Origin of the sequence: Georgfuchsia toluolica (assembly GCF_907163265.1) — a bacterium.
GTDB lineage: Bacteria > Pseudomonadota > Gammaproteobacteria > Burkholderiales > Rhodocyclaceae > Georgfuchsia > Georgfuchsia toluolica.
This window is the reverse complement of the sequence record NZ_CAJQUM010000001.1, coordinates 2,981,405-2,994,610: the sequence shown is the minus strand read 5'-3', so window position 1 is coordinate 2,994,610 and position 13,206 is coordinate 2,981,405. Positions and strand designations below refer to the sequence as shown.

10 protein-coding genes are annotated in these 13,206 nt (G+C 58.9%); 1 reads left to right on the top strand and 9 read right to left on the bottom strand.

Annotated elements, in window-relative coordinates; genetic code table 11:
- Nucleotides 1-16: 16 nt before the first annotated feature.
- From K5E80_RS14100 to K5E80_RS14090, 3 genes are all read right to left on the bottom strand, one after another.
- Entirely contained in the window at nucleotides 17-1,327 is a 1,311-nt protein-coding gene (locus K5E80_RS14100; RefSeq protein ID WP_220636756.1) for a TolC family protein, read from the bottom strand.
- A 63-nt stretch (nucleotides 1,328-1,390) separates the two neighbouring features.
- Complete coding sequence (locus K5E80_RS14095; protein WP_246590992.1) at nucleotides 1,391-1,714, bottom strand: copper-binding protein; 324 nt, start codon at nucleotides 1,712-1,714, stop codon at nucleotides 1,391-1,393.
- 224 nt (nucleotides 1,715-1,938) lie between these two features.
- Nucleotides 1,939-2,313, bottom strand: coding sequence for a hypothetical protein (locus tag K5E80_RS14090; protein ID WP_220636754.1), 375 nt, complete (start codon nucleotides 2,311-2,313; stop codon nucleotides 1,939-1,941).
- A gap of 182 nt (nucleotides 2,314-2,495) precedes the next feature.
- On the opposite strand from K5E80_RS14090, the gene K5E80_RS16980 reads away from it, so the two are divergent.
- Entirely contained in the window at nucleotides 2,496-2,624 is a 129-nt protein-coding gene (locus K5E80_RS16980; protein ID WP_281420292.1) for a hypothetical protein, read from the top strand.
- A 79-nt stretch (nucleotides 2,625-2,703) separates the two neighbouring features.
- On the opposite strand, the gene glmU is transcribed toward K5E80_RS16980, so the two are convergent.
- The 6 genes from glmU to K5E80_RS14060 form a co-directional block, all read right to left on the bottom strand.
- Nucleotides 2,704-4,071, bottom strand: coding sequence for a bifunctional UDP-N-acetylglucosamine diphosphorylase/glucosamine-1-phosphate N-acetyltransferase GlmU (glmU, locus tag K5E80_RS14085; protein WP_220636753.1), 1,368 nt, complete (start codon nucleotides 4,069-4,071; stop codon nucleotides 2,704-2,706).
- Nucleotides 4,072-4,081: 10 nt separating this feature from the next.
- Nucleotides 4,082-5,548: a glutamate synthase subunit beta gene (locus K5E80_RS14080; protein WP_220636752.1), complete on the bottom strand. Its 1,467-nt coding sequence runs from the start codon at nucleotides 5,546-5,548 to the stop codon at nucleotides 4,082-4,084.
- A gap of 128 nt (nucleotides 5,549-5,676) precedes the next feature.
- The gene (gene gltB / locus K5E80_RS14075; protein ID WP_220636751.1) at nucleotides 5,677-10,299 is read right to left on the bottom strand and encodes a glutamate synthase large subunit; all 4,623 of its coding nucleotides are present in this window, start codon (nucleotides 10,297-10,299) and stop codon (nucleotides 5,677-5,679) included.
- Between the two features lie 172 nt (nucleotides 10,300-10,471).
- Nucleotides 10,472-11,593: a deoxyguanosinetriphosphate triphosphohydrolase gene (locus K5E80_RS14070; RefSeq protein WP_220636750.1), complete on the bottom strand. Its 1,122-nt coding sequence runs from the start codon at nucleotides 11,591-11,593 to the stop codon at nucleotides 10,472-10,474.
- Nucleotides 11,586-12,704, bottom strand: a complete 1,119-nt coding sequence (aroB, locus tag K5E80_RS14065; protein WP_220636749.1) for a 3-dehydroquinate synthase — start codon at nucleotides 12,702-12,704, stop codon at nucleotides 11,586-11,588. Before aroB ends, K5E80_RS14070 begins: the two co-directional genes overlap by 8 nt.
- Nucleotides 12,691-13,182, bottom strand: a complete 492-nt coding sequence (locus tag K5E80_RS14060) for a shikimate kinase (RefSeq protein ID WP_220637350.1) — start codon at nucleotides 13,180-13,182, stop codon at nucleotides 12,691-12,693. Before K5E80_RS14060 ends, aroB begins: the two co-directional genes overlap by 14 nt.
- Between the last annotated feature and the right edge of the window lie 24 nt (nucleotides 13,183-13,206).

Genomic DNA, 13,206 nt, shown 5'->3' with positions numbered 1-13,206 from the left:
ATGAAATTTCCTTTGGTCATAACTCTTCCCCGATCAGCCGTTCGATGTCCGCCAGGCGCGCCTGTTGCTCGGCCTGCGTCTTGATGATGTCCTGCCTCGCCTTGCGTATCTGCCGTTGCGCGTCGAGCAGGGTGGCGAAATCTATCTTGCCGTTCTCATAGCCCGCGAGCGCCGCCTGGAAAGTGAGTTCGGCCTGCGGCAACAGGCTGGTTTGCGCCAACTGTTCCATACGCCGCGCGGCGTCGAGGGCGGCGAGATTCTCGGAAAGATCGGCCAGTAATTGATTGGCGGTAGCTTCCCGGCGCGCCCGCACCGCATCGAGCATCTTCTCGGCTTCGCGCTCCTGGCTGCGGCGACTTTCCTGTTGCAGCGGGATGCTGAGTTCAAGCATCAACCCCAATTCGTTCACCTGATTGCGCGTCTGAATTGGAATGACGCCGACGGTAAGGTCAGGGTAGCGATTCTTGTAGGCCAGGTCGCGATTCTTCTCCGCCGTACGAATCCTGGCGTCATCAGCGAAAAGTTGGGGATTTTTTTCGCGCAGGCGATCTTCCAGCGCCAGGTGGTCGAGACTGGCCATGGCCGGCAGCGGGCGCAGCCGTTCCGGTTCTGCCAGAAATGAGTGTGATGGGCGTGACAACAGGGCGTTGAGACGGGATTGCATATGATGCTGTTCCATCTCCAATTCAATCAGTTCGTTTCTCATTGCGGTGCGTTCCACCTGAACGCGGATCGCATCCTGCTGCGGCACCAATCCGTTGGCATAACGCGCCTGGGTGATGCGCTCGATGCGGTCGATCAGGTCGATGACCTCCCGGGTCAACCTGATCAGCCGCACGTCGGCGAAATACTGGGCAAATGAAGTCTTGATGCGCGCCGCCTGTTCCGTCCAGGTAGTACCGGCAGCGCCCTGGGCCGCTTCGGCCGCAGATTCGGCTGCTTCACGTCTGAGGTCGCGCTTGCCCCAGAAGGGCAAAGCTTGCATCAGCGTGTATTTGGTGTCGCCCACCCGACCCGGCAGAATGTTGGGCCCTGCATTGCTGCCATAGTTGGTCACATTCTCCAGTTCAATTCGCAAAACCGGATCAGGCAGCGCACCCACCGGGTAGACCCGCTCCTGCACCGCTTCGGCTTCCATCTGCATGGCGATGTATTCCGGGTTGCGCGCCTTGGCGTAATCGAGCAGGCTTTCGACGGTCTTGCCCAATGCAAGCTCCTGCGCATTGGTAGCGATTGGCGCGCTGCCGGGCGGATCGCCCGCTGCCGCCGGCGCTGGCGGCAGCAGCGCAGCCAAAACCAGCGGCAATATTCGAAGTGTTCTGTTCATGATGATGTGATCACCTGTATTGAATAGATTGGGGCCGCCCTACATCAGGCCGGCCCCAATACCTTACTTCAGTGGTTTGATATGCGTAATGAGCGGCGCGCCGTCGCTGGCCTCGATAAACTCGAAACTGACCCGATCGCCTGCATTCAAGCCTTCGAGTTGCGATTTGTCGGTCACCGCGAAGAACATCGTCATGGCGGGCCACTTGAGTTCCGGAACCGCGGCATGCTTCAGTTTCACCTTGCTGGCGGCCTTGTCCACGGCCACCACTTCCCCCTTCACGGCATGGCTTTTCTGCGCTTCGGCCATGGCATGGTGGTGCCCATCGCCGGCGTAAACGGACGTGGCTGTAGCGCCAAACAAGGCGCATGCAAACATAATCATCATGGATTGTTTCATTTTCCTGCTTTCCTTTTCTGCTTGAATCTATCCGAGCGGATAGACAGGCCACTCGAAATCCTGTTTCAAGGCGGATGGTGCGAATGCACGCATCAGACCTCGATGGCAACGAGACCAGCGTTGGTCAAAACGTGCAGAAGGATCGGCGGAGAAAAGCCCATTCCCGGACAAACGCCCGGGCAAAGGTTACCCGCGTAAAAGCTAAATGATCCTCAGCACCGGGCCAGGATCGATCGAGGCGGGTGAAACAGTGAGGAAGGGACTGGCTCTGGAATTTCCCTGGTCAGCCCATCGTTCATGGGAGAGGCGCCAGACGCCTTGACAGACATGACAAACGGGATAATCGCCTGGGCGGTGCTCAGGTAGCAGGCAAAGCATTTGTCGCAGGGCGCCTTCTTGGGTTGCGGCTTGCCATTGTGATGGTGATCGCAATGCGACATATCCGCCATCTCGCCGGTAGTGGCTTGCATTTCCATCTTCTGCCCATGCGCCTGACAAGAAGGCATTGTCACCGCCGCCAGCCCCTGCAAGGGAAGACATATGAGTATGGCGAACAACGTCATCAGCCGGCTTAGTCTGGAATACATATTTACATTATGCGCAGAATTTGCCGCCTAATCAATGGCTCTATGTTTATATGGGAAGTATTGTACCGTTATGCCAGTCGCACAATTATTCGATTGGACGTATTGGGTAATCGGGGGCTTGCGTACAAAATCATTTAACTCAGAGTTTCTTTAGCTTTTCACGGTTCTTGGCTTCGCTCGTCATGGCGACAACACTCGCCCTATCCGCGGGCTGCGGCGGTTCGGGCGGTTCAGGCAGTGGTACTACTGCCGGAACCGCCGGTGGCACCACTGGCGGTCCGACGCCGACTCCCACCGTCACCTTGGCCTGACAAATCCGGCCACAGGCGCTGCCGTAACTTCCATTTCCACGGGTAACAACGCATTGGCGACCGTCAAGGACGACCAAAACTACTTGGCTGATTTTACCGGCCGCTTCCAGCCCGCTACCGACACCTGCTTCGCGCGTGAGACAGTAAGCTGATCCGGCGGGGCATCCTTGGTCAAGGTGGTTCCCGAGCCCAGCGTTGCCCCTCGCCCCACTGTCACCGGCGCAACGAGTTGCGTATCCGAGCCGATAAAGACATCATCCTCGATTATGGTGCGGTGCTTGTTGGCGCCATCGTAATTGCAGGTGATGGTGCCGGCGCCAACATTCACGCGCTGGCCGATATCGGCATCGCCGACGTAAGCCAGGTGGTTGGCCTTGGAGTGGTCAGCGATATTGCTGTTCTTCACTTCGACGAAGTTGCCGATATGCACATCCTTGCCGAGCCTGGCGCCAGGACGCAGACGCGCATAAGGGCCGACGATGCTTTGCTCGCCGACGACCGCGTCCTGCAAGTGACTGAATGCTTCGATCTTCGCGCCGCGCTTGACGGTCACATCACGCAGTACGCAATGCGGCCCGACCGAAACGCCGTCTTCGAGCTTTACCCTGCCTTCGAATATGCAGTTGATGTCGACGCTGACGTCGCTGCCGCAACTCAATTCGCCGCGCACATCGATGCGGAATGGATCGGCCAGCGTCACGCCCCGATGCAACAGTACGGCCGCGATGTTGTGCTGATGAACGCGTTCCAGCTCGGCCAGTTGCAGCTTGCTGTTGATGCCCTGCACTTCCCATTCGTGCGCCGGATGCGCGCTATGCACCGTCATGTGTTCGGCGACGGCCAGCGCCACGATGTCGGTCAGGTAATACTCGCCCTGCGCATTCTGCTTGCCGAGCTTCGGCAGCCAGTGCGCCAGCGCACTGGTGGGTGCGGCAAGGATGCCGGTATTGATTTCGGTAATTTTTCTCTCGGCGGCGCTGGCGTCTTTTTCCTCGACGATGCGTCGGACTTTGCCACTGGGCTTGCCCCCGGCACGGACGATGCGGCCATAACCATGCGGATCGGCCAGCATGACAGTCAGCAGCGCCAGTCCTTTGTCGGCAATGGACAAAAGCTGATGCAGCGTGTCCGCCTGAATCAGCGGCACATCGCCGTAGAGCACCAGCGTCGGCAATTTTGCATCGAGATGCGGCAGGGCCTGTAGCAGCGCATGGCCGGTGCCGAGTTGCGGTTCCTGCTTGACCCAGATGACATCGGGTGATGGAAGCGCAACGGGTACCTGTTCCCCGCCATGGCCGAACACCACGCACAGACGAGCTGGCTTGAGGGTGCGTGCCGTAGCGAGCACATGCGCCAGCATCGGCTTGCCGGCGATCAGATGCAACACCTTCGGCAACGCCGAATTCATGCGCTTGCCCTGACCGGCAGCGAGAATAACGACGTTCACGCCGGCAACCCTAACGCGGCAGCGTAGTGCTGCCCATCAGGAACTGGTCGACTTCGCGCGCGCACTGGCGTCCTTCGCGAATCGCCCATACCACGAGCGACTGGCCGCGGCGCATGTCACCGGCCGCGTACACTCCAGCCACATTAGTCGCATAGCAGCCAGCGCCGTCGGTCGTGGCCTTGGCATTACCGCGTGCATCCTTGTCCACGCCAAAGGCGTCGAGGACACCGCCGACTGGAGCAGTGAAGCCCATGGCGAGAAAGGCAAGATCGGCCTTGATTTCGAATTCCGATCCCTCTACTTCGCTCATCCTGCCGTCCTTCCATTCGAGACGGACGGCGCGAATTGCCCTGAGTTTCCCACTCTCGCCGACAAACTCTTTCGTGCCGATGCTCCAATCACGGGCGCAACCTTCTTCATGCGACGACGAGGTGCGCAATTTCAACGGCCAGTAGGGCCACACCAGCGCACTGTCTTCCCGTTCGGGTGGTTGCGGCAGCAATTCGATCTGGGTCACGCTCGCTGCACCGTGCCGGTTGGATGTGCCAACGCAGTCGGATCCGGTATCGCCGCCGCCGATCACGACCACATGCCTGCCCTTGGCCGAAATCGGATTCTCTATGTCGCCGTGGTTTTCCTTGTTCTGCGGCACCAGAAATTCCATCGCGAAATACACGCCTTCGAGTTGGCGCCCTGGCACTGGCAAATCACGCGGGGTTTCGGAACCGCCGGCAAGTACCACGGCGTCAAAATCCTTCTTCAATTTCTCGGCGCTGATGACCATTTTCGCGTCGCTGATCACCCCTTTGGGCAGGGCAGCATTTGATATGAGCACGCCGGTCTGGAATCTGACGCCTTCAGCCACCATCTGCGCCATGCGCCAGTCGATCAGGCGCTTGTCGAGCTTGAAGTCAGGAATGCCGTAACGCAACAGACCGCCAATGCGATTGCTTTTCTCGAACACGGTGACGTCATGGCCGACACGTGCCAGTTGTTGTGCAGCAGCGAGGCCAGCCGGTCCGCTTCCGACGACAGCAATCTTCTTCCCGGTCTTGCGCCGCGGCGGCTGTGGTACTACCCAGCCATTTTCGGCCGCCTTGTCGATGATGACGCGTTCAATCGACTTGATGCCGACCGGGGCTGTCGGCGGAATGTTCAGCGTGCAGGCGGCCTCGCACGGCGCCGGGCAAATGCGGCTGGTGAATTCCGGGAAATTGTTGGTCGAATGCAGCACCTCGATTGCCTCGCGCCAATTGCCGCGATAGACGAGATCGTTCCAGTCCGGAATGATGTTATTGACCGGACAGCCGGTGTTGCAGAACGGGATGCCGCAATCCATGCAGCGCGCGCCCTGAATCTTGGCTTCCTCATCGCTCAGTCGAAGGACGAATTCCTGATAGGTCTTGACGCGCTTGGCAATCGGCAGGTAAGCCTCGGACAAACGCTGATACTCAAGAAATCCGGTGGGCTTGCCCATTTATGCTGCCTCCGCAGGGCCGCCCCAAGGGGGCAGCAAGTCATTGCATGAAAGTAGCCGCGCAGTTTGCGGCGACTGAACCGAAGTCATCCCCCTCCTCGGGAAGGGGAGTGGGAGGAAGGCGTACATTACGCTGCCTCCTTAAGCCTGGCCGCCGCGATTTCCTTCAGGGCGCGACGATATTCATGCGGGAAGACCTTGACGAACTTATCGCGGGCAACTGCCCAGTCGGCGAGCAACGCCTTGGCGCGCGCACTTCCTGACCGTTTGGCATGCTGCTCGATCATGTGCTTGAGCTGCGCTTCGTCGGTCTGATTGCGGTGCCGCAAGCCATCGTCAGCTTGTTCCGCCTCGGGCAACACCTTCTCCAGGGCGACCATCGACAGGTTGCAGCGCTTTGCAAACAGACCATCCTCATCGTAAACATAAGCAATGCCTCCCGACATGCCAGCCGCGAAGTTGCGGCCGGTGAGGCCGAGCACGGCAACCGTTCCGCCGGTCATGTATTCGCAACCATGATCGCCGGTGCCTTCGACTACCGCTGTCGCGCCTGAGTTGCGCACGCAGAAACGCTCACCGGCCACACCACGAAAGTATGCCTCGCCCTCAATGGCACCATACAGCACCGTATTGCCGACGATGATGTTTTCTTCTGGTTTGCCGCAGAATTCTGCAGGTGGACGCACTACGATCCGGCCACCCGACAGGCCCTTGCCCACATAGTCGTTGGCTTCGCCGATCAAATCAAGCGTGATGCCATGTGCCAGAAATGCGCCAAGGCTTTGGCCCGCCGAACCGGTCAGTTTGAGCGTAATGGCGTCGTCAGGCAGTCCGGTATGGCCATAGCGCTTGGCTACTTCATACGACAACAAGGTGCCTACCGTGCGGTTCTGGTTCCTGATCGGCGATTCGACCACCACCTTGCTGCCGCGCTCCAGCGCGGCCTTGGCGATCAAACTATGATCCAAAGCGTGGGAGAGGCCATGATCCTGGATTTCGCTATGGCGGCACGAGACCCCGGCCACTTCCGGGCGCCGATAAAAGATTCGCGAGAAGTCGAGGCCCTTGGCCTTCCAGTGGTCGACTCCCTTGCGCATGTCAAGCAGATCAGAGCGGCCAATGAGGTCATCGAACTTGCGGATGCCGATTTTCGCCATGAGTTCGCGCACTTCCTCGGCGACAAAGAAGAAGTAATTGACGACATGTTCGGGCTGGCCGGTAAAGCGTTCGCGCAATACCGGGTCCTGCGTCGCGACGCCGACCGGGCAGGTATTGAGGTGACATTTGCGCATCATGATGCAGCCTTCCACGACCAGCGGCGCAGTGGCGAAACCGAACTCGTCGGCACCCAGCAGGGCGCCGATCAGCACGTCGCGGCCGGTCTTCATCTGGCCGTCTGCCTGAACACGAACGCGGCCGCGCAGACGGTTAAGCACCAGAGTCTGCTGGGTTTCGGCCAGCCCCAGTTCCCATGGCGTACCTGCATGCTTGATCGATGAAATCGGCGAAGCCCCGGTGCCACCATCATGGCCGGCAATGACGACGTGATCGGCCTTGGCCTTGACCACGCCGGCTGCCACAGTACCGACACCGATTTCCGATACCAGCTTGACCGACACGCTGGCCTCAGGATTGGAGTTCTTCAGGTCGTGAATCAGTTGCGCCAGATCCTCGATCGAATAGATGTCGTGGTGCGGCGGTGGCGAAATAAGAGTAACGCCTGGCACCGTGTGTCGCAGGAAACCGATGTACTCGGACACCTTGTGTCCCGGCAACTGGCCGCCCTCGCCCGGCTTGGCGCCTTGCGCCATCTTGATCTGGAGTTGATCGGCGTTGGCCAGATATTCAGCGGTGACGCCGAATCGGGCAGCGGCCACCTGCTTGATGGCCGAGCGCAGACTGTCGCCGGCCTTGAGCGAAATGTCGCGCGCGATGCGGCTTTTGCCGATCACCCCCGCCAGCGTGTTGCTTGCAGTCACTGTTTTGAAGCGCAGGCGATCCTCGCCACCCTCACCGGTATTCGACTTGCCGCCGATGCGATTCATGGCGATTGCCAGTGTAGTGTGCGCTTCGGTGGAAATGCTTCCCAGCGACATGGCTCCGGTGGCAAAGCGCTTGACAATATCCTTTGCCGATTCCACTTGATCAAGCGGCACCTCGGGACCGGCCGACTTGATCTCGAACAACCCACGCAGGGTCATGTGACGCATGCCTTGATCATTGATCAGGCTGGCGTACTCCTTGTAGGTCTCGTACTTGCCGGAACGTGTCGCATGCTGCAGCTTCGCGATGGAATCCGGGGTCCACATGTGTTCCTCGCCGCGCACCCTGAAGGCATATTCGCCGCCGCAGTCGAGCATGCTGGCGTGTACCGGATCGGCACCATAGGCCTCGGCATGCGTTTTCAACGCTTCCTCGGCAACCTCTTTCAAGCCGATGCCTTCCACCTTGGTGGAGGTGCCGGCAAAGTAGCGGTTAACAAAATCTGACGAAAGACCCACTGCCTCGAAAATCTGTGCGCCGCAGTAGGACTGATAGGTGGAAATGCCCATCTTGGACATCACTTTCATCAGTCCCTTGTTGATGGCCTTGATGTAGCGCTCTTGCGCCTCGGCCACGGACGGTTTGCCCGGCAACTGAGCGGCAATTTCGGCGATGCTCTCGAAGGCCAGCCAGGGATGGATCGATTCGGCACCGTAACCGGCGAGCGTGGCGAAATGATGCACCTCGCGTGCCGAGCCGGTCTCGACCAGCATGCTGCAGGAGGTACGCAGACCGACTTTGACCAGATGCTGATGGACGGCAGAACACGCCAGCAGCGCCGGAATCGGCGCCCGCTCTCGGTTGACATGACGATCGGATAGAATGACTACGGTATATCCTGCGCCAACCGCGCGTTCTGCCAGCGTACAAGCCTGATACAGGGAATGACTCAAGCCCGCCGTGCCTTCGGCTGCGGGGGTCGTGATATCAATGACCACCGGGCGGAAAGTATCCTTGGTCAGTTCGTCGATTTTCTTCAGCTTGGCCATATTGGCCGGCGAAAGTATCGGCTGATGCACCTCCAGCCGCGGTGTCGGCTCGGTCTCGTCAACCCCGAGCAGGTTCGGGTTCGGGCTGACCAGTGAAATCAGCGACATGACGATATCTTCGCGAATCGGATCGATAGGCGGATTCGTCACCTGGGCAAACAACTGCTTGAAATAATTGAACAGGGGTTTGGGACGATCCGACAATACCGGCAGCGGGCTGTCATTGCCCATGGAGCCAGTGTCCTCCTCACCCACCGTAGCCATTGGCTCAAGGATGAATTTGAAGTCCTCCTGGGTGTAGCCGAACGCCTGCTGCACGTTCAGCAGGGGCACGGACGGTTTTTCGTGCGGCTCGACCTCGGGCATGTCATCAACGAAATAGCGTGACTGCTCTATCCATTGACGGTAGGGCTTGGCCGTGGACATGGTGCGCTTCAGTTCCGCATCATCGATGATGCGGCCCTGTTCAAGATCGATAAGGAGCATTTTGCCGGGCTGCAGGCGCCACTTCTTGACAATGCGCTCCTGCGCAATCGGCAGCACGCCGGTCTCGGAGGCCATCACCACCAGATCGTCGTTGGTGACCAGATAGCGTGCCGGACGCAAGCCATTGCGGTCAAGCGTGGCGCCGATCTGCCGGCCATCGGTGAAGGCGACAGCTGCCGGGCCGTCCCACGGCTCCATCAGCGCCATGTGGTACTCGTAAAAGGCGCGGCGCTCCTCGTCCATCATCGAATCCTTGGCCCAGGCTTCGGGAATCAGCATCATCATGGCATGCGCCAGGCTGTAACCGCCGAATACCAGCAATTCCAGCGCATTGTCGAACGAGGCGGAATCGGACTGGCCGTCGTAGATCAGGGGCCAGATTTTCTCCAGGTCTTCGCCCAGCACCGAGGAGGAGATGCCATGTTCACGGGCACGCAGCCAGTTCACATTGCCTCTGAGTGTGTTGATCTCGCCATTGTGGGCGATCATGCGGAAGGGATGCGCCAGATCCCAGGTCGGGAAGGTGTTGGTGGAAAAGCGCTGATGCACCATCGCAATCGCCGAGACTACGCGCCTATCCTTCAGGTCACGATAGTAGGTGCCAACTTGATTGGCCAGCAGCATGCCCTTGTACACCACCGTGCGCACAGACATGGAGGATACGTAGAACATTTTGACATCAGGCAGTTTGAGCGCCTGAATGGTGTGTCCGGTGGACTTGCGCAGAACATAGAGTTTTCGTTCCAGGACATCCGCATCAGCAATGCCGTTACCCGTACCAATGAACACCTGGCGCACCACGGGCTCGATATCCTTGGCTGCCTGCGCCAAGCCGTTGTTGTCGACCGGAACATCGCGCCAGCCAAGCAGAACCAGACCCTCGTAGCGGATGCCGCGCTCGATCACCGCCATGCAGGCACGCCTGCTGGCTTCGCTCGGAGGCAAAAACATCATGCCGACACCGTACTCGCCGTAAGGTGGCAAAGTAACTCCCTGGCGCGCCATTTCCTCACGGAAGAATCCATCGGGGATTTGAATGAGAATCCCGGCACCGTCGCCAAGCAAGGGATCGTAGCCCGTGGCACCGCGATGCTCGAGGTTTTCCAGAATCATCAGTCCCTGCTCGATGATGTCGTGGCTTTTCTTGTTCTTGATGTTGACCACGAACCCGACGCCGCAGGCGTCATGCTCGTTGCTTGGGTCGTAGAGGCCCTGTCGACTTGGCTGATCCATCTTTGGTTTCCTTGAATACCGGGGGTCAGCACGGCGGTGAAGCCGGCAAAAAAGCCGGGGGCAGGCAACTCTCCCCGGCTTTAAGAAAACTGCTGACGCTGATGCGGAAATATACCGCTGATTGGCCGTGAACTCAATACGTTGCGACGCAGCAGGCGTCGTTTTACATGCCTCAGGCTTCGGCAACGGCAAACAGGCGTCGATGTTCCTTCATGGCGTAGCGATCGGTCATGCCAGAAACATAATCGGCGATGGCGCGGGGCTTGTCTGATTCGGCCATGCGTTGGTATTGTGGTGGTAATAGGCGAGGATCGGCCAAAAAAGCGCAAAACAGATCCGCGATGATGCGGCGCGCCTTGGTGGTCATGCGCAATACCTGATAGTGGCAATATAGCTGGTTGCGCAGGAATTTTTTCAAGCGCTGATTATCTTCGTGCATGGCGGCACTGAAACCAACCACTTGCGACGCCTCATGCACATCGTCAAGCGAACGGATACCCATTGCCGCAATACGCCGATTTGTCTCCGCAAGCAAATCAGTCACTTGGGCATTGATCATGCGGCGTATGGTTTCATGAATCAGGCGGCGGCCACTCAACGCAGGGAATTGATTTATCGCTGCCTCCGCATGATGGTCAAACAATGCGACTTCCCGCATCTGCTCCAGCGCGAGCAGGCCGCTGCGCAGCCCATCGTCGATATCGTGATTGTTATAGGCAATTTCATCGGCAAGGTTGCATATCTGCGCTTCTATTGAAGGCTGGCGCTTGTCGATGAAACGCAGGCCAAGATCGCCGAGTTCGCGCGCATTCTTGAGCGAACAGTGCTTAAGTATCCCTTCGCGCGTCTCATACGTCAGGTTGAGGCCGTCGAAGGCACCATAGCGCTCTTCGAGACGATCCACGATGCGCAGTGATTGCAGGTTGTGTTCGAAACCACCGTATTCGCGCATGCATTCATTGAGCGCATCCTGCCCCGCGTGGCCAAAGGGCGTGTGGCCAAGATCATGCGCTAGCGCGATGGCCTCCGCCAGATCGTCGTTAACGCGCAGTGCATGGGCAATGGTGCGGGAAATCTGACCGACTTCAATCGAATGCGTCAGCCGCGTGCGGAACAGGTCACCTTCATGATTGACGAAAACCTGCGTCTTGTACTCGAGGCGACGGAATGCGGTGGAGTGGATGACGCGGTCACGATCGCGCTGGAACTCGGAACGTGCAGCGGGTTTGGGTTCGCTGATGGCGCGGCCGCGAGAATTGGCCTCACTCACCGCAAAGGACGCCAGATCAGCCATCCCTTGAGGGTTCCTTTTGGTCCGCACAGCAGGCGGCGATGGCCGCGAGCACATCGCCCGGTTCAATGGCACTGGTCGTAATGGCTTCGCCAATGCGCTTGAGCAGGACAAGGCGCAAACGTCCACCGATGTTCTTCTTGTCATGCCCCATGAGATCGAAATATTTTTCGGCCCCAAGACGCGGCGCTTTAAGTGGCAATCTGGCGCGCGCAAGCAAGTCGCCAATGCGCGCAACGTCGCTCGATGCAAGCCAGCCAAGATGCGCCGAGAGCTGCGCCGCCATCAGCATGCCGGTTGCCACCGCTTCACCATGTAGCCATGTACCGTAACCAAGCGCGGTCTCTATGGCATGGCCGAAGGTGTGGCCAAGGTTGAGCAGGGCGCGCCCACCTTCCTTGGCGGTCTCCCTTTCATCGCCGGCCACCACTTCCGCCTTGTTGGCGCACGAGCGCTCGATGGCGTAGGTCAGTGCATCGGGATCGCAACTGACCAGCCGATCCATGTTGTCTTCCAGCCATTCAAAGAAAGCGTAGTCCCGGATCAACCCATACTTGATGACCTCGGCCAGACCTGCAGAGAGTTCGCGCGCCGGCAGGGTATTCAAGGTATCCGTATCGGCAAGCACCAGCTTCGGTTGCCAGAAGGCACCAATCATGTTCTTGCCGAGCGGATGGTTGATGCCGGTTTTGCCGCCGACTGAAGAGTCAACTTGCGCGAGCAGGGTCGTCGGGATCTGGATGAAGGGGACGCCACGCTGGTAGGTCGCCGCCGCATAGCCGCACATATCACCGATCACGCCGCCGCCCAGTGCGATCAGCGTCGTGCTGCGATCGCAGCGCTCACGCATCAGGGCATCATAGATGCGGTCAAGCGTATTGCCGGTCTTGTAGGTCTCGCCATCGGGCAGAACAATCTCGACGACTGACAGACCTAGATCACGCAAAGCGTTCGTCAATGGTGCCAGATATAGCGGCGCTATCGTTTCATTGGTGACAATCGCCACACGCTTGCCCACAAAATGGTCAACCATCAACGCCGTGGCAGCGTAAAGGCCAGGACCGATCAGGATGGGGTAGCTGCGATCCCCGAGAGAAACTTCAAGTGCGTGCATCGGATGCCAGTGCCGCGAGTATTTGTCGAACAACCTGGGACGCCGAGGTGCGCCCCACTTCGATGATGATATGCGCAACCTCGCGATAGAAGGGGTCGCGCTGCTGGTGCAGTTCGCGCAACCGGGTCAGCCGATCTTTCACCTGCAACAGAGGGCGGCCTGAATCGCGTCGTGTACGTTCATATAAGGTTTCGGGGGACGCGGAAAGATAGACAACGGTTCCCCTGTTTCGCAGGCATTGCCTGTTATCCGGATCAAGTACCGCGCCGCCGCCGGTCGCCATGACGATATTGCCCTCTTGACTGAAGCGCTGGATGGTCTCCGATTCGCGGCGGCGAAATCCGGCTTCACCTTCAATATCAAAAATGGTCGGGATATTGACACCGGTCACAGCCGCGACTTCATGATCGCTATCCACAAAGCGCGCCTGCAAACGCTTCGCCAGCAAGCGACCAACTGTCGTCTTGCCAGCGCCCATCAGGCCGACGAGGAACACCGACTG